This window comes from Arthrobacter sp. NA-172, assembly GCF_043952055.1.
Classification (GTDB): Bacteria; Actinomycetota; Actinomycetes; order Actinomycetales; family Micrococcaceae; genus Arthrobacter.
Genome location: NZ_JBINOT010000003.1, coordinates 590079 through 610067, shown reverse-complemented (window position 1 = coordinate 610067; position 19989 = coordinate 590079). Strand labels below are relative to the sequence as shown.

Annotated in this window: 22 protein-coding genes and 5 pseudogenes; 6 read left to right on the top strand and 21 right to left on the bottom strand. The window is 63.8% G+C overall.

The annotated features are described in order from the left end of the window. Window positions 1–45: 45 nt before the first annotated feature. The 14 genes and pseudogenes from ACF0H6_RS16915 to ACF0H6_RS16850 all read right to left on the bottom strand — a co-directional run bounded on the left by ACF0H6_RS16915 (window position 46) and on the right by ACF0H6_RS16850 (window position 9505). Window positions 46–1188 carry a flagellar biosynthesis protein FlhB gene (locus ACF0H6_RS16915; protein ID WP_395250679.1) on the bottom strand — a complete coding sequence of 381 codons (1143 nt, stop codon included), beginning with the start codon at window positions 1186–1188 and terminating at the stop codon, window positions 46–48. Then, window positions 1188–1949 (bottom strand): annotated as a pseudogene (locus ACF0H6_RS16910) (flagellar biosynthetic protein FliR). Before ACF0H6_RS16910 ends, ACF0H6_RS16915 begins: the two are co-directional and overlap by 1 nt. A 1-nt stretch (window position 1950) precedes the next feature. Continuing rightward, window positions 1951–2226, bottom strand: a complete 276-nt coding sequence (gene fliQ, locus ACF0H6_RS16905; RefSeq protein WP_395250678.1) for a flagellar biosynthesis protein FliQ — start codon at window positions 2224–2226, stop codon at window positions 1951–1953. Continuing rightward, window positions 2226–3035, bottom strand: coding sequence for a flagellar type III secretion system pore protein FliP (gene fliP, locus ACF0H6_RS16900; protein ID WP_395251348.1), 810 nt, complete (start codon window positions 3033–3035; stop codon window positions 2226–2228). Before fliP ends, fliQ begins: the two co-directional genes overlap by 1 nt. 41 nt (window positions 3036–3076) lie before the next feature. Next, complete coding sequence (fliO, locus tag ACF0H6_RS16895; protein WP_395250677.1) at window positions 3077–3613, bottom strand: flagellar biosynthetic protein FliO; 537 nt, start codon at window positions 3611–3613, stop codon at window positions 3077–3079. Next, on the bottom strand, window positions 3614–4087 hold the full coding sequence (gene fliN, locus ACF0H6_RS16890) for a flagellar motor switch protein FliN (RefSeq protein ID WP_395251347.1): 474 nt from the start codon (window positions 4085–4087) through the stop codon (window positions 3614–3616). It abuts the gene before it with no gap. A gap of 260 nt (window positions 4088–4347) precedes the next feature. Further along, a complete protein-coding gene (locus ACF0H6_RS16885; RefSeq protein ID WP_395251346.1) occupies window positions 4348–4467 on the bottom strand; it encodes a hypothetical protein in 120 nt (39 codons plus the stop codon). 244 nt (window positions 4468–4711) lie between these two features. Further along, a pseudogene (locus ACF0H6_RS16880) lies at window positions 4712–5140 on the bottom strand (hypothetical protein); the annotation flags it as partial. Window positions 5141–5441: 301 nt separating this feature from the next. After that, window positions 5442–5840 (bottom strand): annotated as a pseudogene (locus ACF0H6_RS16875) (VOC family protein); the annotation flags it as partial. 10 nt (window positions 5841–5850) lie between these two features. Then, window positions 5851–6324 carry a helix-turn-helix transcriptional regulator gene (locus ACF0H6_RS16870; protein ID WP_395250676.1) on the bottom strand — a complete coding sequence of 158 codons (474 nt, stop codon included), beginning with the start codon at window positions 6322–6324 and terminating at the stop codon, window positions 5851–5853. A 72-nt stretch (window positions 6325–6396) separates the two neighbouring features. Continuing rightward, the gene (locus ACF0H6_RS16865) at window positions 6397–7191 is read right to left on the bottom strand and encodes a flagellar motor protein MotB (RefSeq protein WP_395250675.1); all 795 of its coding nucleotides are present in this window, start codon (window positions 7189–7191) and stop codon (window positions 6397–6399) included. Then, window positions 7188–8015 (bottom strand): motility protein A, encoded by an 828-nt coding sequence (locus ACF0H6_RS16860; RefSeq protein WP_395250674.1) that lies wholly within the window; start codon window positions 8013–8015, stop codon window positions 7188–7190. Before ACF0H6_RS16860 ends, ACF0H6_RS16865 begins: the two co-directional genes overlap by 4 nt. Before the next feature lie 4 nt (window positions 8016–8019). Further along, entirely contained in the window at window positions 8020–8274 is a 255-nt protein-coding gene (locus tag ACF0H6_RS16855) for a flagellar FlbD family protein (RefSeq protein WP_395250673.1), read from the bottom strand. Window positions 8275–8398: 124 nt separating this feature from the next. Then, window positions 8399–9505 carry a COG4280 domain-containing protein gene (locus ACF0H6_RS16850; protein ID WP_395250672.1) on the bottom strand — a complete coding sequence of 369 codons (1107 nt, stop codon included), beginning with the start codon at window positions 9503–9505 and terminating at the stop codon, window positions 8399–8401. Window positions 9506–9642: 137 nt separating this feature from the next. Here ACF0H6_RS16850 and ACF0H6_RS16845 point away from each other — a divergent pair, with 137 nt between their 5' ends. The 4 genes and pseudogenes from ACF0H6_RS16845 to ACF0H6_RS16830 all read left to right on the top strand — a co-directional run bounded on the left by ACF0H6_RS16845 (window position 9643) and on the right by ACF0H6_RS16830 (window position 14227). Beyond that, window positions 9643–10215 carry a Chromate resistance protein ChrB gene (locus ACF0H6_RS16845; protein WP_395250671.1) on the top strand — a complete coding sequence of 191 codons (573 nt, stop codon included), beginning with the start codon at window positions 9643–9645 and terminating at the stop codon, window positions 10213–10215. 177 nt (window positions 10216–10392) lie between these two features. Beyond that, window positions 10393–11451: an iron ABC transporter substrate-binding protein gene (locus tag ACF0H6_RS16840; RefSeq protein ID WP_395250670.1), complete on the top strand. Its 1059-nt coding sequence runs from the start codon at window positions 10393–10395 to the stop codon at window positions 11449–11451. Between the two features lie 4 nt (window positions 11452–11455). Then, window positions 11456–13059: pseudogene (locus ACF0H6_RS16835) on the top strand (ABC transporter permease). A gap of 35 nt (window positions 13060–13094) precedes the next feature. After that, window positions 13095–14227: pseudogene (locus tag ACF0H6_RS16830) on the top strand (ABC transporter ATP-binding protein). 12 nt (window positions 14228–14239) lie between these two features. On the opposite strand, the gene ACF0H6_RS16825 reads toward ACF0H6_RS16830, so the two are convergent. From ACF0H6_RS16825 to ACF0H6_RS16800, 6 genes are read right to left on the bottom strand one after another with little or no spacing between them, the layout of a single operon-like run. Beyond that, complete coding sequence (locus tag ACF0H6_RS16825) at window positions 14240–14425, bottom strand: ATP-binding protein (protein WP_395251345.1); 186 nt, start codon at window positions 14423–14425, stop codon at window positions 14240–14242. Next, window positions 14407–14889, bottom strand: a complete 483-nt coding sequence (locus ACF0H6_RS16820; RefSeq protein ID WP_395250669.1) for an ATP-binding protein — start codon at window positions 14887–14889, stop codon at window positions 14407–14409. The genes ACF0H6_RS16825 and ACF0H6_RS16820 overlap by 19 nt, the downstream gene beginning before the upstream one ends. After that, window positions 14780–15226 carry a hypothetical protein gene (locus ACF0H6_RS16815; RefSeq protein WP_395250668.1) on the bottom strand — a complete coding sequence of 149 codons (447 nt, stop codon included), beginning with the start codon at window positions 15224–15226 and terminating at the stop codon, window positions 14780–14782. The genes ACF0H6_RS16820 and ACF0H6_RS16815 overlap by 110 nt, the downstream gene beginning before the upstream one ends. 11 nt (window positions 15227–15237) lie before the next feature. Further along, window positions 15238–15912: a response regulator transcription factor gene (locus ACF0H6_RS16810; RefSeq protein WP_395250667.1), complete on the bottom strand. Its 675-nt coding sequence runs from the start codon at window positions 15910–15912 to the stop codon at window positions 15238–15240. Between the two features lie 26 nt (window positions 15913–15938). Next, on the bottom strand, window positions 15939–16589 hold the full coding sequence (locus tag ACF0H6_RS16805; RefSeq protein WP_395250666.1) for a DedA family protein: 651 nt from the start codon (window positions 16587–16589) through the stop codon (window positions 15939–15941). A gap of 9 nt (window positions 16590–16598) precedes the next feature. After that, window positions 16599–17360, bottom strand: coding sequence for a phosphatase PAP2 family protein (locus tag ACF0H6_RS16800; RefSeq protein ID WP_395250665.1), 762 nt, complete (start codon window positions 17358–17360; stop codon window positions 16599–16601). A gap of 210 nt (window positions 17361–17570) precedes the next feature. On the opposite strand from ACF0H6_RS16800, the gene ACF0H6_RS16795 reads away from it, so the two are divergent. Both ACF0H6_RS16795 and ACF0H6_RS16790 read left to right on the top strand, forming a co-directional pair. Beyond that, window positions 17571–18356 (top strand): alpha/beta fold hydrolase, encoded by a 786-nt coding sequence (locus ACF0H6_RS16795; protein WP_395250664.1) that lies wholly within the window; start codon window positions 17571–17573, stop codon window positions 18354–18356. Continuing rightward, entirely contained in the window at window positions 18301–19254 is a 954-nt protein-coding gene (locus ACF0H6_RS16790; RefSeq protein WP_395250663.1) for a hypothetical protein, read from the top strand. Before ACF0H6_RS16795 ends, ACF0H6_RS16790 begins: the two co-directional genes overlap by 56 nt. Here the strand turns inward: ACF0H6_RS16790 and ACF0H6_RS16785 are convergent. Further along, a complete protein-coding gene (locus ACF0H6_RS16785; RefSeq protein ID WP_395250662.1) occupies window positions 19157–19975 on the bottom strand; it encodes a FadR/GntR family transcriptional regulator in 819 nt (272 codons plus the stop codon). The genes ACF0H6_RS16790 and ACF0H6_RS16785 overlap by 98 nt on opposite strands. Between the last annotated feature and the right edge of the window lie 14 nt (window positions 19976–19989).

Below are 19989 nucleotides of genomic sequence, written 5' to 3'. Positions count from 1 at the left end.
TCGGGGAAGATTGTGGCTTGGCTTTGGCTTGGGAACTGCTGCGTTTCACGCGGGGGCTCCTGCTGTGGCTCCGCTGGCTCCTGCGGCTCCGCCGGTTCCGGCGAAGGCTGATGCGACACCGGGCATATGGTGCATTCCGCGTACCGCTCCCCTGGCCTTGAGCGACATCACGAACGCCAGGACTCCTGCCACGGCCCGGTAAAGCTCCACCGGAATTTCCTGTCCCAGCTCACAGGCCGAGTGAAGCGCCCTTGCCAACGGGATGTCCTGGACCATCGGAACCGATTTCGCCTCTGCCTCTTGCCTGATACGGGCAGCGATGACCCCCGCCCCTTTGGCCACAACGCGCGGTGCCGCTTTGCCGGCGTCGTACTTGAGCGCGACGGCTACGTGCGTCGGGTTAACGATCACGACGTCGGCGTCCGCGATGGCGCCGATCATGCGGTTCCGGCTCATGCTCAACTGGCGGGAGCGGCGCTGGGACCTGATGAGCGGATCGCCTTCGCTGTTCTTGTTTTCGTCCTGGATTTCCTTCTTGGACATCCGCGTCTTCTTGCGGTTGCGGCGCATGACCACGAAGATGTCCGCGCCGGCCAGGGCCACACCCGCCAGCACGGCGAACTGGATCAATGCGCTGATACCGCCGGATGCGGCGGAAATGATGCCGGACACCGGCAGGCCCCCGGCGGTGAGCAGCACCGGGATGAGGCCCTGTACCACCGCATACAGGACGAGCCCGACGACGGCGGTCTTCAGGAGCGCTTTGACGCCACCCCACAGTGCCTGCGCGCCGAAGATCCGCTTGAGTCCGCTGAGCAGGTTGAAGTGTTCAAATTCGGCCCGGAACTTCTTGAAATGAATGCCGCCCTGCAGCGCTGAGCCCGCCAGGACCACCACCATGACCACGATGAACAGGGGACCCAAAACCCCGGCCAAGGAACCGAACCCGGATTCAAGGGCCGCAATGGCCTTGGCGGGCTCAGGGTGGGCAATCACGCTGCGGACGCTGAACAACTGGTCCGCGGCGGCATTCGAAGCCCGCTCGATGGTGGCAGGGATCATCGCGGCCGCGGAACCGACGGCGAGCCACGCGGTAAGGTCCTGCGAGCGGGAAAGTTGTCCTTTGGAACGGACTTCCCGCATCCGTTTGTCGGTGGCTTTCTCGGTTTTTTCCTGTGAATCCGACATCAGCCCACCCCCATCAAGGTGTTTGCCGCTTGTTCAGCGAGCATGGCCACGAGCCGTGGCAGGGCCAAAAAGAGGAATCCTGCCAGCGCCAAGGTGATGAAGACCTTGAGCGGGAAGCCCATTGCGAAAGCATTGAGGGCGGGCGCCACACGGGTGAGGAGCCCCAACCCGATATCGGCGAGCATCAGCACTACCAGCAACGGTCCGGCGATCTGCACGGCGGAAAGGAACATTCCAGTGACCGCCGAGACCATCGCGTCAACCGGCTTGGCCAGTTGCCCAATCCCCCGGCCAGCGGCAACGCCGTGAAACTGCCGGTCAGGCCGGCGATCACCAATTGGTAGCCGTCCGAGGCGAAAAGCAGGGCGAGGGCGGCCATTTGCATCAAGCGGGTGAATTGGGCTCCGTTGACCATCATCTGGGGATCGAAGGCCTGGGCCATCTGGAAGCCGCTGAAGAGGTCCATCAGGCTGCCCGCAGACTGGATGGCTGAAAAGACCAGCAAAACAAGGAAGCCCAACGCCAGTCCCGTCACGAGCTCCAGCGACCACGGCCGTGATGAATCCCGCCGTATCCTTCGGGGCGTACCCCACGGAGAGCCGCTGGGTGACGGCCAAGCCGAGGCCCAAGCCCAGCATCGCCTTGATGCGGGCCGGGATGGAGTTGTGCGAGAAGGGAGGAGCCACCAGTAGGAAGGCCGTCATCCGGATGGAGGCCAGCAACAGGACCTCCAGCCAGGACTGGGTGATGGGGAGCTGCACGTCACGCTCCGCCGATGAGCCCGGGAATCCGGGCAAAGAGCTCGTTGGTGAAGGAGACCATCTCCGTGATCATCCAGTGTCCGCACACCACCAGGGCCACCGCCACCGCTACAGCTTTGGGCACGAAGGAGAGCGTGGCCTCCTGCAGCTGGGTGATGGACTGCAGCAGGGAGATAGCGAGGCCCACCACCAGGGCGGTAATCAAAGCCGGGGCCGCAAGCTTCGCGGCGATGATGAGGGCCTGGAGGCAGATGTCCAGGACTGCGTTGGTATTCATCAGCCGCTCGAATAACTCTGGATCAGTGCAGTGATCACCAATCCCCAACCGTCCACCAGGATGAACAGGAGGATCTTGAAAGGCAAGGAAATCATCACCGGCGGGAGCATCATCATGCCCATGGACATCAGCGCGGCCGAGACCACGATGTCGATCACGAGGAACGGAATGAAGATCACGAAGCCGATGATGAAGGCGGCCCGGAGCTCAGAGATCATGAACGCCGGGATCAGCGTCTGCAGCGGAACCGATTGCGGGTTGGCGGGATTGTCCATCTTGGCCGCGCGGGTCATGAGGGCAATGTCCTCTTGGCGGGTGTGAGCCACCATGAAGTGCTGAAGTGGTGCGGATCCGGCCGAGACAGCGCCGTTGAAGTCCAGCGTACCGTTCAGGTAGGGCTGGATGCCCACGGTGTTGATCTCGGATATCACGGGCCACATGACAAACAGCGAGAGGAACAATGCCAGCCCGGCCAGCACCTGGTTGGGCGGGACGGACGGCAGGGACAAGGCATTCCGGGTCATGGCCAGCACCACGAAGATCTTGGTGAACGAGGTCATCATGAGCAGGAGTGCCGGGGCCACGGAAAGCAGCGTGATCCCGATCAGGGTCACAACGGCGGTGGAAGGCTTGCCGTCCAGTCCGTTGATGTCGATGCTGACGTTGCCGCTCGACGGCGACGCCGGTGCGCTCGGGACCGCGGGGGCAGTGGGTAGCGTGGGGGCGATCGGTGCCGCATGCCCGGAGGACATGCCCAGCCACAAGAAAAGGGCCGTCAGCAGCAGCACGCCGAACACGGCAAACCACATGCGGCCCGGACGCGGGGCATCGACAGCCCCAGAATTCAGGATCAATTCCGACGTCCCCTGATGGCCTCGGCGGCCTGCCGCCACGTTGAACCGGCAAGGATGGAGCCGTGCAGGGGCTGCGCCTGCTTGTCCAGCTCGCCGCGGCGATGGACCTCGCTGCGGCGCCTGAGTTCAGTAGCTTGGGGCCCTGCACTCGTGAACTCCGGAGCCGGTCCGTTGCCGGCCTCGCGGAAAATGTCCGCGAAACTTTCCGTCCGCACGTCTTGGGGTTCGGCCGGGATCCGGGCCTCCGCCGTCGTGGTTTCCGGCAGCTCGAGCGGAACGTCACCGCTGTGCAGGACGTTGATGGCATGTTCGGTGACGCCCAAAAGGAACCGCTTGTCTCCGGCGTCGACCACCACCACCGAAGCCTTTTGGCCGACAGTCTGCCGGCTGACTACCGCCAGGGTGGTGTTGGCCCGGCGTCGGCCTTTGCCTTTGCCTCTGCCTTTGAGCACGCGGCGCTGCAGGAACCAAATGAGCCCCAGCACCGCACCCAGGGCGACGAGCACACGCAGCCCGAGGATGATCGAATCCATCTAGTAGATTCCCTCGGCGACGTCGAGGATACGGGTGATGCGCACTGCGTAGTCCTGGTCCACCACAACAACTTCACCGTGGGCGATCAAGCGCCCGTTGAGCAGGACGTCCGCGGGGGCACCGGCCGAGCGGTCCAGCTCGATCACTTTGCCCGGTTCCAGGGCGAGGGCGTCGCGCACGGACATGCGGGTACGGCCGATCTCCACGGTCAGGGCCATTTCGACGTTGCTGATCAGTCCGAGGCGTGACGAAACCGCACCGGACTGGGCGTTCCGTGCGGCAGCGGCGTCCTGCACGGTTCCGTGTTCGCGCACGCGGACGGCCAACCAGCCAAATGATTGCCCGCCGTCGCCCGCCGGAGACTGGCGCAATTCAAAAACGGCCGTTTCGGGGTCGGACAGCAGGGCCGTGGCGTCTTCTTCGCGCAACTCCCCCAGCACTCCGGCGTCGAACGTTGAAGCTGCCTGTTCCATCGCCGGACGCAGCACGTCGACGGCGGACACCACACCGCTACCGCTTAGCCCGCCACCCGCGGCGGCCAGGAATGAACGGTCTGTGAGGACGAGCGCGAAGTCCGCTGTCACTGCCCCCACAAAAGTGGCCGTGACGGCGAGAGGCGCATACGGCGCGGCTGCCTGGGGCGGGACAATACCGGAAACATGCAGCGCGGCAGGAGTCGGCAACTGCACTGCCAGGCGCTCGGCCGCGGACTCGTGCAGGGTCAGGGTGATGCTCATCGCTGGTTCTCCTCGATTTTGACGATGACTGCGGCTGCACGTGAGCCGTTGCGGGCAGGCGCGGCAGTTGCAAGCCGGGTGCCGTTGATGGTGACGTTGAACGGCCGGTTCTCCAGATGCGGCAGCGCAATGACATCCCCGACGGCGAGGCCCAGGACTCTGCGCGGGCGTCACCGGAGTGGGGCTCAGCTGGATGGCCACGTCAACCGGGACCTGGGTGACCTGGGCACGGACAAGGGCCTCGGCGTCACCGCTGTGGACTGTGGGATTCACGTCGCCGAGCCCGGAAAGGAGGACGTCGGCGGGAATCGCGAGGCTCGCTGCGGCCACACTGTCGCCCACCTTCACAGTGAAGGAGGCCACGATCATAAGCTCGGCAGGAGCCGCGGCCTGGGCAAACTGGGAGTTGTACTGGATGACATCCATGCGCGCCGGAGTGGTCAGAAGGGCGCCCAATGAATAGCTCAGGTCCTCCAGCCCGTCTTCCACCATGCGGCTGATGAGTGCCTGTTCGATCTGGGTGAATTTTCGGTCCGGGACGGCCATCTCGGTGCCTCCGCCCAACATGCGGGTGACCCAGGAGAGGGCGGCCGTGGCGGGAAATTGCATGACCAGCCGCGATTCGCTGCCCTCGATGCGGCACAACACCATGGAGGTGACCGAAGGAAGGGACGCGGCGTATTCGTCATAGCTCTGCATGATGAGCTGTTCCAAGGTCGCGGTGGATTTCACGCGGACCTTGGCGGTGAGCTGGGTTCCCCATTGCCGGGCAAAAGTCTCGAAGGCCACTTCCAGGACCCGGCTGTGCTGGCGAGGCAAGGTGGTAGGCCTACGGAAGTCGTAGACGTCCACGGTGCGCTGCCGTGACGCCGATTGATCTTCCTGTTCACTCACGGTTGCCACTATCGGCAAGGAAAGCGTGGGCGTAAGGCGACTCGGATTCTAGGTGGGGACGCGGTTGATCCCTGGCGACGCGGATTTTAGGTGGCGACGCGGATGCTCCCTGACGCACATGGAATTCCAGTGGCGCCAGGGAATACGCGTAGCGCAGAACCGTTTGCGCGTCACCAGGATTGCTTAGGCGGCCGGTGCCCTGGTTGATCCTGACCATGTTGCCGGACGGATCGCGGAACGCGCAGTCGCGGGGACCCCACGGCTGGTCGATGGGCTCCTGCATGACCTCCGCGCCGGAAGCCCTGACTTTCTCAAAAAGCGTGTCGAGATCGTCGGAGCGGAACACGATGGGTCCCAGGGCGCCCTTGGTGAGCAACTCCTGGAGGGAATCGCCGTCGGCCTTGGAACGGCCGGCGTGGGGTTCCGAAAGCACGATCTCCACACCGGGCTGGGCCGTGCTGCCGAGGGTGACCCAACGGAACTTGCCTTGGGCCACGTCGTTGAGTACCTCAAGGCCGAGAGCCCCTTGATAGAAACCGAGGGCTTCGTCGACGTCGTTGACAGTGATGTGTGAGTACTGCAGTGAAATAGTCATGGAAATGACGTTAGTCCGCCGCTACGACCAGCGCTTCTCGAATCCTGCTCGGTTCGTTTTGGCCGGGTTTTTCGGGGGCTGGCTGTCCTTTTCGGCTGGGACGGGTGCGGATCTTAGCCACGCAGGCAGGCATAGCGGCTACGGCCAAGTGTTCCCGTGCGCGGTACGTGCTGGGTGTCAATCCCACCAGCTCGGTGAATCGCGAGCTGAAGGACCCAAGAGACGTACAACCGACTTCCATGCACGCATCGGTGACGCTCATTCCGCCGCGGAGGAGCGCCATCGCCCGCTCGATCCGGCGCGTCATGAGGTAGTTGTAGGGGGTCTCGCCGTAGACGGCCCGGAACTGCCGCGAGAAGTGCGCCGGCGACATGAAAGCATGGTTCGCCATGGTTGGTACGTCCAGGGGCTTTGCGTACTCGCGGTCGATCAGATCACGCGCGCGGCGCAAATAAGTGAGCCTGGCGATATCTTCCGGGGTCATGACCTGAGCGTACCCCGGCGCGCCGGCCATTTCCACGGAATCCGGCCGCCTGGGGCCTAGCCAATTGCGGGCCTACTGCCCCGCCCTCGCCTTGAGTGCCTCCGGGATCAGGGCGCGGACCACTTCGGGTTTGTCTGAAAGAACGACGACGTCCACCCTGCGGTTGAGTTCCATCAGCGCTTCCGTGGAATCGTCGTTGACCTGCCGGGCCGAGCCGAATGCGACAGCACCAATGTGGCCCGCAGGAATGCCTCCACGGTCAACGAAGTACCTGAGGACATTCACGGAACGCGCAGAGGAGAGCTCCCAGGTGGAAGGGTAGGAGGTGACCCCGTTGGCGGCATGGCCTTCCACCATGATTTCGAGTCCGACGCTGGCCAAGGCGGGAGAAATCGTCCCCAGGACCTGGCTGGCGCGGGCCGTGAGCTCCGGCCTGTCGGGTTCAAAAAAAGTCTGCGAGCCCACGAGTTTCACCGTGAGGCCGCGTTCGTTGATCTGGAACTGCACATTGGCGCCCAGCCCTGCGGCGTCGAGCTTCGACTTCATCTCATCGCGCAAGGCGTTGAGCCGATCGACTTCCTTGAGGGCGAGGTCCATCGAGGAGAATCCCTGTGCATCGGATTTGGCGTACTCCGGCGGAACCACCGTGCCTGTGGCCGTGTCGACTTTCTGGCTCACCACCGTGCCGAAGCCGGTGGCCAGGGAGTTGCGCAGTTTGTCGAATTTGGTCTGGTCCACGGTGGACATGGCGAACAACACGATGAACATGCACATCAGCACGGTGACCATGTCCATATAGGAGGCCATCCAGCGTTCGTCGACGTGTTCCTCCGCCGGAGCTGAACCGCGACGGCGTCGGGACCTCATGCTGCCTTGGACGAAGCGAACTTGCCGGGGCGGCCGTCGTCGTCGTTGCTCTTCTTCGCGGATTTGTTCTTGCCGAGACGGTCTGCGGGAACCATGGCGCGGAGCCGTTCGGCCAGCAGCAGCGGCTGGGTTCCGTTCTGAACCGCGAGCATGCCTTCCATGAGGAGGGTCATGCGTTCAATTTCCAGCTCGGACAGGCGCTTGAGGCGCGAGCTGAACGGCAGCCAGATGAAGTTCGCAGACAGCAAACCCCACAAGGTGGCCACGAACGCCGAGGCGATCATGGGACCCAGATGGTCTGGCGAGGAGAGGTTTTCAAGCACGTGGGTCAGTGAAACCACCGTGCCGATAATGCCGATGGTGGGTGCGTAGCCACCCAGGCTCGCGAAAAATTTTGCGGCGACGTGGTCGCTGCGCATCTTGGTGTCGATCTCGTCTTCCATGAGGATACGCAGCTCTTCGGTATCCGTACCGTCGGCTATGTTCTGCAGGGCTCGCGCAAGGAACGGATCCGTCTCCTGGGCAGCTGCCTCTTCGAGGGAAAGGAGGCCTTCGCTGCGGGCCTTCTCAGCAAAACCGATCAGCTGGTCGATGCTGTCTTGTGGCTTGTCCGTTTTTCCCTTGAAAGCCTTGGGCAGGTCCTTGAACGCACGGATGGTGTCGCGGAAGGTGTTTCCGGCCAGGCCCACCGCAAGGGTGGCACCGAAGACCAAGACCATGGGCGCGGGAATGAGGAGCGCAGAGAGGTTGGCGCCCTCGAGGGTCACCATGGCAACCACTGAGCCGAAGGCCAAGAGCAGGCCAATGATTGTTGAGGGATCCATGGATTTACTTTCCGTCCGGTTCCGGGGTGCGGACCAGGCTGAAGGGATAACCCGTCACGGTGGGGAGATCCTGTGCCCGCCGAAGGATGTAGGACCGGTAGTTCGCAATCAGTTCCACCACCTCGACAAGGGTTTCCCGCACCACGTAAGTAGCGCCGTCGAGGGTCACCAAATGGGTGTCCGGACTTTCGTGGATCCGTTCAATAATGTCCGGATTCACGGCAAAGCGGGTGCCGTTCAGGCGGGTGACAACGATCATGGGCCGTTTCTGCTTTAGGTAGGAAGACGCTGGATGGCGATTCACTTCCTACTGTCGGCCGGAGGCCCGCCCCCGTTAGGAACGGCGGCGCCGACCCCGAGGCACGCCGGGGCGGGATCCGCGGTCAGGACCTCCGGACCAGTCGGGAAAGTGCCAGGGGAAGCGTGAGTACGGCAACGACCGGAACGATCCACCAGATGCCGCCAACACCTGCAGTGCTCAGCAAAGCGGTGACTGCGAAGGACGCGGCAATAGCAAGGGCTACCCTCCAGTCGTCTCCAATAATGAAGTCGTACCAGAAAAGGCCGAACTGCTTGAGGGAGGTCGCCACCGAGGTCCTGCGCGGCAGGTCGTGTGGGGTCGCACCGGGGGCCACGCCGGGGGTCGCGCCGGGGGTCGTCGCCACGGCTTGCGCCGCGGGCGCGCTTCCGGAGTCCCCTGCTGCGAGGGATCCTTCAGCCCGGATGCCACCAGCGAATCCCGGGGAGGACATGCTTGGCGCGGGCACAGTAGCGAGAGCGGGAGCTGCCGCGGATTTGGAAGGACGCCGGCGGAGTATCACCACGATGGCTAAGGCAACCACGGCCAAAGCCGGGATGATGATCAGCAGGGAAAGGTCCGCCACCGGCCAAACCGCCCCGGCACCTTCGGCTCCCCAGAAGATTCCGAAGCTTGTCAGCATGATGCCGACGATGAATTTCATGGTGTTTTCAGGTACCCGGGAGAGCGGGCCGCGCACGATGATCGCCGCAACGGCCACCAGAACGACTGCGGCCACCGCAGCCCACGCGGCCAACCCAAGTTGACCCTGGATGTTCCCGAAGGTGACCACGATGAAGGCGACCTCCAGCCCTTCAAGCAGGACGCCCTTGAAGGCGAGCGTGAACGCGTACCAGTCGCTCACTCCGAAGCGCGAAATTCCTGACGCGGACCTGGCCGCGGCGAGTTCACGCTGGTAAATCGCGTCCTCATCGTGAAGGGCCTTGTGGCCGCTGGCGCGAAGGATGGCCTTGCGCATCCACTGGAGGCCGAAGACAAGCAGGAGTCCCCCGATCATGACACGCAAAACATCGAGGGGGATCAAAGCGATCGCGGGTCCGAAGACGATGACAACGGCGGCCAGGACCAGCAGCCCGGCGCCCATGCCGGAAAGGGCCGAACGCCAGTCGCGCGCAGTACCTGCCGCCAGAACGATAGTGGCGGCTTCTACTGCTTCGACCAGGCAGGCCACGGAAGACGGACAGGAGTAACGCGGTGGTATTCACGGGTGTCGCTCTCTCTCGGAGGCGTAAAAGTAACGGCGGTTAGCTTATGAACCTATTGATCGTGACTCTGCATACATAACAGATTCTACGGTAAAATCCCATCATGAGCCCTGCCGATTCGCCCGACAGTCCGGACGCGAGCGTCACAGCCGAATGGCTGATCCTCGTCTACCGCATTCCTTCCGAACCCACGAGGCTGCGCGCTGCGGTGTGGCGGCGGCTCAAAGGGCTGGGCGCGGTCTACCTGCAAAACTCGATCGCCGCATTGCCGAAGGCGCCCGCAGCGGAGCGGGCGCTCCAGAAACTGCGCCACGAGATCCTGGAAATGCCCGGAACGGCCATCCTCATGTCCTCCACCGTCTTGGCCGGCGATTCCCACATCCTGAACCTCTACCAATCGGCCCGCACCGATGAGTACGAAGAGATCGTTGACCGCTGCACGGACTTCCTCGCCGGAATCGAGAAGGAGTACCAGGCCAACCACTTCACCTACGCCGAACTCGAAGAAAACGAGGTCGACTGCACAAAGCTCGTCAATTGGCTCGCCAAAATCCGGACGCGGGATACGTTCGGCGCACCTGGTTCAAAGGAAGCGGACGCCGCCCTCGCCCAATGCGCACAAGCCCTGGAAGACTACGCAAGCAGGGTCTACGCAGAAGAATCCGAGGCCCACTGAGCGGCGCCGGACCCCCTTTCGCATTAGGTCATGCAAACCTTGCGTAATACATGTGATTCCGGTCACGATCGAGCATTCTGGATGGCAATTTAGGTATGGCTAACCTAAAGTTTCAATCTGTGAGCCTGACCCTCATCCCCCGGGCTCCCGAAGATTTGCTCGCAGAAAGAAGCCCTCATGAAGATTCGCGCAAATGCGCTGGCCGGCATCGCACTCGCCGCCACCGCAGCCCTCACCCTCGCCGCCTGCGGCAACGGCACTGCATCCTCCGCAGCCACCGACAACGCCTCGGCGAGCGCCAAGGTGACAGGTGAAATCACGGTCTACAACGCCCAGCACGACACCCTCACCAAGGAATGGGTGGACGCATTCACCAAGGAAACCGGCGTCAAGGTCACCGTTCGCCAGGGTTCCGATACCGAACTGTCCAACCAGATCATCCAGGAAGGCGCGGCGTCCCCGGCCGACGTCTTCCTCACCGAGAACTCCCCGGCGATGGCTCAGGTTGAGAACGCCGGCCTCTTCGCCGATATCGACAAGGCCACCGTGGACCAGGTTCCGGCAGAGTACCGTCCTTCCACCAACAAGTGGACGGGCATCGCCGCCCGCTCCACCGTCCTGGTGTACGACAAGAACAAGATCAGCGACGACAAGCTGCCGAAGTCCATGTTGGATCTGGCCAAGCCGGAGTGGAAGGGCCGGTGGGCAGCGTCGCCGTCGGGCGCCGACTTCCAAGCCATCGTTGCCGCCCTCCTGGAACAAAAGGGCGAGGCCGCCACTACTGAATGGCTCAAGGGCATGAAGGACAACTTCAAGGCCTACAAGGGCAACAGCACCGCCATGAAGGCAGTCAACGCCGGCGAGGTCGATGCCGCGTTGATCTACCACTACTACTACTACGGCGATCAGGCCAAGACCGGCGAGAACTCCAACAAGGTCACCCCGTACTTCTTCAAGAACCAGGATCCGGGCGCCTTCCTGTCCGTCTCTGGCGGCGGTGTGCTGAAGTCTTCCAAGAACTCAGCGGCTGCGCAGGCCTTCATCAAGTTCATCACCGGCAAGCAGGGCCAGGAAGTCCTCAAGAACGGAACCTCCTACGAGTACGCCATCGCGTCCAAAGTAGACTCCAACGCTAAACTCGTTCCCATCAAGGATCTTCAGGCTCCCACTGTGGACCCGGCCAAATTGAACTCCACGAAGGTCACCGACCTGATGACCAAGGCAGGACTGCTGTAATTCTGTGACCACTGATCTATCGGCTCCCGTCCGTTCAAAGACGTCGGGCAGCACGACGACGGCGGGCAGGGGCAAGCGCCCCCGCCCGCCTTTCGGCGTTTCCGCACTGTCCCTCCTGGCAGTGCTGATCGCACTGTTTTCGCTCATCCCGCTCGGGTACGTCATTTACATGACGGCGGCGACCGGCTGGAACACGGCCGCCGGGCTGATCTTCCGGCCGCGCGTTGGCGAGCTGCTGCTGAACACGGTGATGCTTGTGGTCTTCACTGTGCCTCTGTGCCTGGTGTTGGGAGTCGGCGGAGCGTGGCTTGTGGAACGCACCAAACTTCGCGGGCACCGCTGGTGGGCCGTGGGCCTGGCAGCACCGTTGGCCATCCCCGCGTTCGTCAACAGCTATGCGTGGGTATCCGCAGTCCCCTCCCTCGAGGGCATCTGGTCCGGCGTGCTCATTGCCACCCTGTCTTACTTCCCCCTCGTCTACATTCCCGCTGCGGCCACGCTGGGACGCCTTGACCCAGCGATCGAACAGTCCGCGGCATCCCTTCGGCCTGGGGCCGTGGGCGGTCTTCTTCCGCGTCGTCCTGCCACAGCTGCGGATCGCGATGACGGGCGGCGCACTCCTGGTTTCATTGCACCTGCTGGCCGAATACGGCGCGTTCGCGATGATCCGTTTCGACACGTTCACCACGGCGATCATGACCCAGTTCCAATCCACGTTCAACGGCACCGCCGGCAACATGTTGGCAAGCGTCCTGGTGTTCTTCTGCCTCATCCTGCTCCTCGCGGAAGTCAGGAGCCGCGGCACTGCGCGCTACGCCCGCATCGGGTCCGGCGCCCAGTCGAAGCCGACGAGGCTGCCACTTGGCCACTACCAGGTTCCCCTCCCAGCTCGCCTTGCTGGCGCTCACGGCACTGGCCTTCGGATTGCCGATTTGGTTTGTCCTGCGCTGGGTGGTGGCGGGAGGCGCCGGTGTCTGGTCGGCCGAGGAATTCCTCCCGGCGTTACTCCAGACCCTCGCTTATGGCTCCCTGGGCGCCGCGGCGACTATCGTCGTCGGCTTCCCCATGGCCTATCTGGCCGTGCGGCACCCCAGCTGGTTCAGCAAGATGCTGGAACTCTCCAACTACGTGACCAGTTCCTTGCCCGGAATCGTGGTGGGCCTCGCGTTCGTGACCGTGAGCATCCGAATGGTCCCGGGTGTCTACCAGACGTCCGGAGTCCTGGTGGCCGCCTACGTGCTGTTGTTCCTGCCACGGGCTTTGGTCAACATCCGCTCCGGACTGTCCCAGGCACCTAAAGAACTCGACGAAGCCGCGCAGTCCCTCGGGAAGGCCCCGCTGGTGTCCTTCTTGAAGGTAACCCTGCGGTTGACCGCTCCCGCCGCAGCCGGCGGGGCCGCGCTGGTCTTCCTCGCCATCGTCAATGAGCTGACGGCAACACTGCTGCTGTCCCCCAATGGCACGCACACCCTGGCCACCGAGTTCTGGAGCAAGAGCAGCGAGATCGATTACTCGGGCGCTGCGCCTTACGCCCTCCTGATGATCCTGTTGTCAGCCCCTATGACGTACCTGCTTTTCCAACAGTCCAAGAAAGTAGCCGGACAGTGACCGAACAACCCCCCTCAAGCCTTCCGTCACCCCGCATCGCGGCATCCGTGGCGCCCACCACCAACAGCCACCTGGACATCGCCGAGGTCACCAAGAACTTCGGACCCCAGGCGGTGCTCAAGGGCGTGAATCTTTCCGTGGCCAAGGGCGGGACCACCGCCATCGTAGGACCCTCCGGCTCCGGCAAGACCACCTTGCTGCGACTGATCGCCGGTTTCGAACACCCGGATACCGGGTCCATCAGCCTCAATGACAAGGTGGTGGCCGGGAACGGCGTCTGGCTACCGGCGCATAGGCGCCAAGTAGGCTACGTCGCCCAGGACGGAGCCCTTTTCCCGCACCTTACGGTGGGACAAAACATCGCGTTCGGGCTGGACAGATCAACGCTCGACGGCGGCCGCCGAGCCGTGAAGACGCGGGTCCAGGAAGCTCCTCGACATGGTGTCGCTCGATGCGGACATGGCGAAGCGCCGGCCTCACCAACTCTCCGGTGGCCAGCAGCAGCGGGTGGCGCTTGCCCGCGCCCTGGCCCGCGAACCGGAGCTGATGCTGCTCGACGAGCCGTTCTCGGCCCTCGACGCCGGCCTTCGCGTCGCCACGCGACGCGCCGTCGCAAAGGTCCTGAGCGACGCCGGCGTTACCACCATCCTGGTGATGCACGATCAAGCCGAGGCCCTTTCCTTCGCGGACCAAGTAGCGATCATGCGCGGCGGGAAGCTGGCACAGATCGGTAACCCGTTCGTGGTGTACACCCGTCCCGCAGACCGCGCCACGGCCGAATTCCTCGGCGACGCCGTCAGTCCTGGACGCCTGGATGGAGGGATCCTTGGCTACGTGTTCGCTGGGCGGAATTCCGGTTCGCCGTCCCCCGGCACAGGGCCTTGTGCAGTTGATGCTGCGCCCGGAGCAGATCCGGATCGCCCCCGACGGCCCCATCCGCGGCGTCGTGGTCGATACCGACTACTTCGGACCCGAGACCACCGTCCGGATCAAGCTCGCGCCGCGCACTTCCAGCGACGGTGCTGCCACCGAGGGCGCCCCCCGGCCGGTCCCAGGGGGCGGCGAAATCATCACCATCCGCCACTGGAACGCATCCATCACCAAACCCGGGACGGAATTGTGCCTCCGCGTGGTGGGCGAAGGCGTGGCCTTCCCGGCAGAGGGCTGACGGTTCCTTGCTCTACGGCTGCGCGAGGGCAAGCGGCAGCGTGATCTTCATGACCGTTCCGCGCGGGCCACTGCGCTCGACCCCCACAGAGCCTCCGGCCGCTGTGATGATTTCCCGGACCAGCGACAAGCCGATCCCGAAGCTGCGCGGCCCTGTCGTGCCTTCCGGGCTGCGTGTCTTCACGAAGCGATCAAAGATCCTGCTTGGTCCACGCCCATGATCCCGGCTCCGGAGTCCGAGACGGTGACCACTGCCCGGTTGCCGAGCACCGCCGTCGTGATTTCCACCTGGCCACCCGCGGGAGTGTGTTCCAATGCGTTGTCTGCCAATGCCAGGACAGCACGACGGAACCCGTTGCTGTCGATGAGTGCGTAGGGGCGGCCGTTCTCAGTGAAGGTGACGCGGACGTCCTTCTCCCCGGCGAGCTGTTGCAAACTCTCGACGACGGCGGCGGCGACCTTGGCGAGGTCGCTTGGCTCCGAGTCGGCATCGGGCGGCGAGCCGGTGGCAGCCACAAGCAATTCGTTGACAATGCCGGTGAGGGTCGCCGTGTCATTGCGGATCCGGGCGAGCGCCTGGCCTGTCTTCGAGTCCTGGGCCGCATCGCGTTGGGCAAGCTGGACGCGGGCATCCAGGATGGCGCAGGGGTGTGCGCAATTCATGGCTGGCATCTTGCACGAAGCGTCGTTGCAAAGCCAGGGCTTCGCTCAATGGCCTGATGGCGCTCCGCGCACTGAGCCAGCCGATGCCGCCAGCAAGGAGGATCCCGCCAACTCCGGCGACGATCATGGCCTTGAGGAAATCCTTGGTATCCACGAACGCGTAGACCGAATCGGATTCACTCGATCCAGGCAATCCGGACTGCTGCGCCTGGTTGAAAAGATAGATCGCGGCGGCGGCCAGGAGGCAGAGCACCAAGACCGCGCAGGCCGCACTGATACGCAGGGCGATCTTGAGCGAGGCTTTGCGCAGCGTCGCCTGGTCCGGCTTGTCAGTCATATCGCGGGTCCTCAGTCATGGGGGTTGCCGATCTGGTATCCGAGGCCGTGGACTGTCCGGATCGCCGTTTTGGAGATCTTGCGGCGCAAGTGGTGGACGTAGGTATCAATCACGCCGGGCTGGTCCGTAGGGTTGAACAGGGCGTTGATGAGGTCTTCACGGGTGAAAACCCGTTCGGGTTCGCTGGCCAGGGTTTCGAGTAGCCCGGCTTCTTTCGGTGTCAGGGTAACCACGTCACCGTACACGGAACGCACGGCGCGGGCACCGGCGTCGAGCTCCCAATCCCCGATCCCCAAGGTCCTGGGCGGCAGCTCGTACGTCCTGGTGAGGGCCCGCAGTCGGGCGGCCAGTTCCATTGCATCGAACGGTTTGCTCATGTAGTCATTCGCGCCGGCGTCGAGGCCCCGAACCTTCTCATCAGTGGCGCCGAGCGCCGTCAGGATGAGGATCGGGGTGGCGATTCCCTTGGCGCGAAGGGCTTCGATCAGGGAAATGCCGTCCATAACGGGCAGCCCGCGATCAATGACCATCGCGTCCCAGCTTTGCGTGAGGCCGAGGTGGAGGCCATCGCGACCGTTGACGGCCAGGCGGACGGAGAAGTCCTGCTCGAGCAGCTCACTGATGAGCGGCCCGAGGGCGGCGTCATCCTCGATCAGAAGGATGGACGGCCGCTCAGCTGTTGTCATGCTGCCATTCTTCCGTCAAACGCCTCTTACTCGTCAGCCTGCCCGTTCGTGGCGCCAACTTTGGCTTTCCGGCGTTGCTTCAGGAATTCGACTCCCCACGGCAGGACCGAGACCGCGACCATGATGACGGCAATGACGTCGATGTTCTTTGCCACGAAGTCAAAGTGTCCCAACCATGATCCCAGGAGGGTGACCGACGATCCCCAGATGAGGGCGCCCGCGATGTTCCAGAGGGTGAAGGATTTGTAGTCATAACGGGCAATTCCTGCGCTCAGTGGTGCAAATGTCCGCACCACCGGAACGAAGCGGGCCAGGACAATCGCCGGTCCACCACGGCGTTTGAAGAATTCCTCGGCCTTGTCCAAATGTGCGGTTTTCAGGATGCGGGCATCGTCCTTGAACCAGCGCCGGCCGAACTTCCGGCCAAGCATGTAGCCGATCTGGTCTCCGGCGATGGCGGCAACCGTCACGATGCCGATCAATACGGGCAGTCCTACTTGCAGTTGCTGGTGGAGCAAACCTGCGGTGAACAGCAATGAATCACCGGGCAGAAAGGGGAAAAGCAGCCCGGATTCGATGAACACCATGAGCGCCACCACGCCCAGCGCGGCCGGGCCCAAGCCTTGGAGAAGGCTGGCGGGGTCAAGGAATGCCGGCATGGCAGACAGTGCGTGCATTGGTCCTCCTCAGGATCCGTTGGAGTTTGATGGGGCTTCTTCTGGGGCTTCGTCTGGGGCAGCTCCCAAGAACCGCGGCGCGTATCGGTTCCAGAGACCGGACAACGCTATGACAGCGGCGGTGGCTGCCAGGAAGGATGCCACCACATCGCTGGGGTAATGCACCCCGATGTATATCCGGGACCATGCCACCACGACGGCCACGACGGCTCCGGCCCAAGCGGTGATAACGCCCCACCGGGTGCCCCGCACCAGGAAGTACAGGGCAAAGGCGAGGGCTACGGCGAAGGCGGTGTGGCCGCTGGGAAAGCTGTTGGACCCGGTTTCCGGGGCCAGCGGATCGAAAAGAAGCGCAGGATTGGGCCGGTAGCGGGCAACGATGAGCTTGAAAACTTCGCTGGCCGCCCATCCCGAACACGCCACCAGGACAAACATGACGGCCCGCACGAAGGACTTGCGCACCAGGAAGAGGTACAAACCGATAGCCAGGATAATGCAGGCTCCCGCCACCGGGGCGAAGAGGGTGTTCAGGGCCATGGCCAGCGTCGTCAGCGCAGCCACGTGGTGGCGGCTGAGTTCCTGGTCAACGCCCAGTTCTCCAGCGGTCACGCCCGCAGCCATCTGCACAGTGAAGCCGATGGCGAGGACTGCTGCAGACAGGGCAATCGCCCACAATAGCCAATACCTGGGCTGCGGAAGCAGGGGCACCCTGTTGCGGACGACGGCGCACGCGCCGGCTCCAGCGGCGTTCCGGCTGGCGAATTGTGACATGGGATTCTCCGGTTCAAGTTGGCGGCCGTTGCGCGGCCTGTTTCCACTCTGCCTGAGGGTATTTAAGAAGCTCTTAAGAACTCCCCCACACCGGGCACCCTCCTCATGACCTGTTCTCTTGACCTGTTCTCTTGACTGCGCTCTCTTGACCGCGCGACGTGCCGGGCACAGAGTTGAGGAACGCTTGCCCTCTACTTCGAAGGATTTGGGATGTCCGAATTTGCGATCTCGAAAGACGGTACCCGCATCGGGTATGAGCAGCACGGCGACGGCCCGGCGGTGGTCCTGGTCGCTGGTGCTATGCAATTCAGGGGTTTCGACCCCACCACGACGGAGATGGGAAAGCTCCTCGCGGCGAATGGGTTCACGGTCTTCAACTACGACAGGCGCGGGCGCGGCGAAAGCGCGGACGCTTCGTCCTTCACATTGAAGGACGATATCGACGATCTGGCGGCGCTCATCGAGATCGCAGGCGGCTCGGCGGCCCTCTTCGGAAGCTCTTCCGGTGGTGCAATTTCCCTGGCCGCCGCGGCAGCGGGCCTACCTGTCACGAAGCTCGCGCTGTGGGAAGTCCCCCTGAGCGATGAACTCGGCACTGGCGGGGCTGAGTTCTTCGCCGGGCTCCAGGAACGGATCGCCTCCGGCGACAAGGCCGGCACCATCGAGTACTACATGAAGGACATGCCGCCGGAGTGGCTGGCTGGCGCCAAGAACAGTCCAGGATGGCCCATCATGCTCGAATTGGGCCCCAGCCTTTTGGCCGACGCCGAATCCCTCGCGTGGTCCCAGTCGGCGCCTCGCGCCGAATTGTGGTCCGGGGTCACCCAGCCCACGCTCGCGATCGTCGGCGAGCAAACCATTCCGATCATGCCCAAAGCAGCCGACTCCATCGTGGCCAACATCCCGAGTGCACGCAAGGCCACCATTCCAGGCGCCAACCATGGATGGGAGCCGGAGGTCATGGCAGGCGCGCTCGCTCAATTCCTCGCCGATTAGCCGGGCTCTGGCTGCCACCGTGGAGCTGACCGCGACCGCCGTCGAACTTTACACTTTGGTTCCTTCCGCGTTCACGGCGGTCCGCAGTGCCCGGGCAAAGGAGGCGAAGTCCGGCGGGAATGCGGAGCTGGCGAAGCAGATCTCCCAGTTGCCCAAGCCTTCGACGCCGGCGTGGGCGGTCAACATGCTGGTCCGGCACGGCGCCAAGGAATTCGCCGTGGTCCTGGAGCTTGGAGCCTCCCTCGGCAAGGCCCAGGAAGAGCAGGACCCCAGCCGCCTGCGATCGCTGGGACAGCAGCGCCCGCGGGTCTTGGCGGCCGCCGTCGAGCGGGCCCGCGCCATAGCCGAAGGCCTGGGCGTCAAGGTGAGCGGCGCCGCAGCGGTGGAAATCGAGGCCACCTTGCGGGCCGCCATGACGGATCCCGGCGCCGCCGTGGCGCTCCGCAGCGGGATGCTGGTGCGCACACTTTCCACGAACGGTTTGGAAGCTGTGGACCTTCTCGGGGCGGTGGCGTTGCCCGACTTTGCGACCATTGCGGCGGCGCCTCCCGCCGGGGAAGTGCCCGACGACGGCGGCCGGCAGCGCGCAGGCGCCGACTCAAAGCGCGAACGCGAGAAGGCGAAAGTCGCGTTGGCCGAGGCAGAGCACAATGCGGTCAAGGCCGACCTGGAACTGGCCCGGGCCGAGCGTGAAAAGTCGGAGGCCGTGGACCGCGGTGAGCGGCTCGCCGTCGAGGTCAAAGCCACGAAGGACAAGCTGGTTGCGTTGCAACAAGAGCTTGCCGCCACGGAATGGACCATCACCCGTGCAGAGCGGGACCGCAAGGTGGCAGACCGGGCCGCCAGCCGGGAACGACTCGCTGTTGAGGTGGCACGGAGGCGGCTGCCAGACCCATGAACATGGTCTTGTGCAACACGTCGACGTGCCGCCACGACACCTCGACGGCGCCGCGACCGTCACCGGCCCGCAATGCATCCACAAGTGCAATGTGATCCCGGTTGGATTCGTGGAGAAGCTCTATGGGGTACGGGATGAAGTACGCATACAGTTCCGCCAAGGCCTCGTTGTAGACATCGACGGCCGGGCCTAAAGCAGAGGACGCCGCGACTAGCCGGTGAAACCGCTCATCGGTCTGGTGGTACTCCGACCAGTTGCTCGATGCGGCCATTTCCTGGGTGAGCCGCTCCAGTTCGTCGAGTTGCTCACCCGTGGCATTGACCGCGGCGAAATGCGTTACGGCACATTCGAAAAGCAGGCGCCGGTCCACCAATCGGTTCACCGCATGTGATTCGGCGGGGGACGCGGCAAGCTGCTCCAAGACGCTCCGCGGCGGCTCGTCAGCGACAAACGTTCCGCCGCCGCGTCCACGACGGCGCACCACGATGCCCTGGTCGGCCAGGCTTGCCAAGGCCCTGCGCGCGGTGATCGGACTCACCGACAGGCCGAGCGCGACGTCCTGTTGGTCCGGCAACCTCTCGCCCGGCTGCAGCAGCCCCAAGGAGATGGCCATCCCGATCCGCAGCCGCACGGCGTCGATCGCGCTCCTGCGGTCGATGCCAAGCAGAGGGGCAGCTTCGATGGGCGAGTCGCCGGTGGTGTCTTCAAGCTGACGGGTCATGTTCGCTACTTTAC

Bases quoted from the DNA above. Each gene is read 5' to 3' on its own strand.
- ACF0H6_RS16915 (WP_395250679.1), bottom strand. From the start codon at position 1,188: ATGTCGGATTCACAGGAAAAAACCGAGAAAGCCACCGACAAACGGATG.
- fliQ (WP_395250678.1), bottom strand. From the start codon at position 2,226: ATGAATACCAACGCAGTCCTGGACATCTGCCTCCAGGCCCTCATCATC.
- fliP (WP_395251348.1), bottom strand. From the start codon at position 3,035: ATGTGGTTTGCCGTGTTCGGCGTGCTGCTGCTGACGGCCCTTTTCTTG.
- fliO (WP_395250677.1), bottom strand. From the start codon at position 3,613: ATGGATTCGATCATCCTCGGGCTGCGTGTGCTCGTCGCCCTGGGTGCG.
- fliN (WP_395251347.1), bottom strand. From the start codon at position 4,087: ATGGAACAGGCAGCTTCAACGTTCGACGCCGGAGTGCTGGGGGAGTTG.
- ACF0H6_RS16870 (WP_395250676.1), bottom strand. From the start codon at position 6,324: ATGACCCCGGAAGATATCGCCAGGCTCACTTATTTGCGCCGCGCGCGT.
- ACF0H6_RS16865 (WP_395250675.1), bottom strand. From the start codon at position 7,191: ATGAGGTCCCGACGCCGTCGCGGTTCAGCTCCGGCGGAGGAACACGTC.
- ACF0H6_RS16860 (WP_395250674.1), bottom strand. From the start codon at position 8,015: ATGGATCCCTCAACAATCATTGGCCTGCTCTTGGCCTTCGGCTCAGTG.
- ACF0H6_RS16855 (WP_395250673.1), bottom strand. From the start codon at position 8,274: ATGATCGTTGTCACCCGCCTGAACGGCACCCGCTTTGCCGTGAATCCG.
- ACF0H6_RS16845 (WP_395250671.1), top strand. From the start codon at position 9,643: ATGAGCCCTGCCGATTCGCCCGACAGTCCGGACGCGAGCGTCACAGCC.
- ACF0H6_RS16840 (WP_395250670.1), top strand. From the start codon at position 10,393: ATGAAGATTCGCGCAAATGCGCTGGCCGGCATCGCACTCGCCGCCACC.
- ACF0H6_RS16820 (WP_395250669.1), bottom strand. From the start codon at position 14,889: ATGAATTGCGCACACCCCTGCGCCATCCTGGATGCCCGCGTCCAGCTT.
- ACF0H6_RS16815 (WP_395250668.1), bottom strand. From the start codon at position 15,226: ATGACTGACAAGCCGGACCAGGCGACGCTGCGCAAAGCCTCGCTCAAG.
- ACF0H6_RS16810 (WP_395250667.1), bottom strand. From the start codon at position 15,912: ATGACAACAGCTGAGCGGCCGTCCATCCTTCTGATCGAGGATGACGCC.
- ACF0H6_RS16805 (WP_395250666.1), bottom strand. From the start codon at position 16,589: ATGCACGCACTGTCTGCCATGCCGGCATTCCTTGACCCCGCCAGCCTT.
- ACF0H6_RS16800 (WP_395250665.1), bottom strand. From the start codon at position 17,360: ATGTCACAATTCGCCAGCCGGAACGCCGCTGGAGCCGGCGCGTGCGCC.
- ACF0H6_RS16795 (WP_395250664.1), top strand. From the start codon at position 17,571: ATGTCCGAATTTGCGATCTCGAAAGACGGTACCCGCATCGGGTATGAG.
- ACF0H6_RS16790 (WP_395250663.1), top strand. From the start codon at position 18,301: ATGGATGGGAGCCGGAGGTCATGGCAGGCGCGCTCGCTCAATTCCTCG.
- ACF0H6_RS16785 (WP_395250662.1), bottom strand. From the start codon at position 19,975: ATGACCCGTCAGCTTGAAGACACCACCGGCGACTCGCCCATCGAAGCT.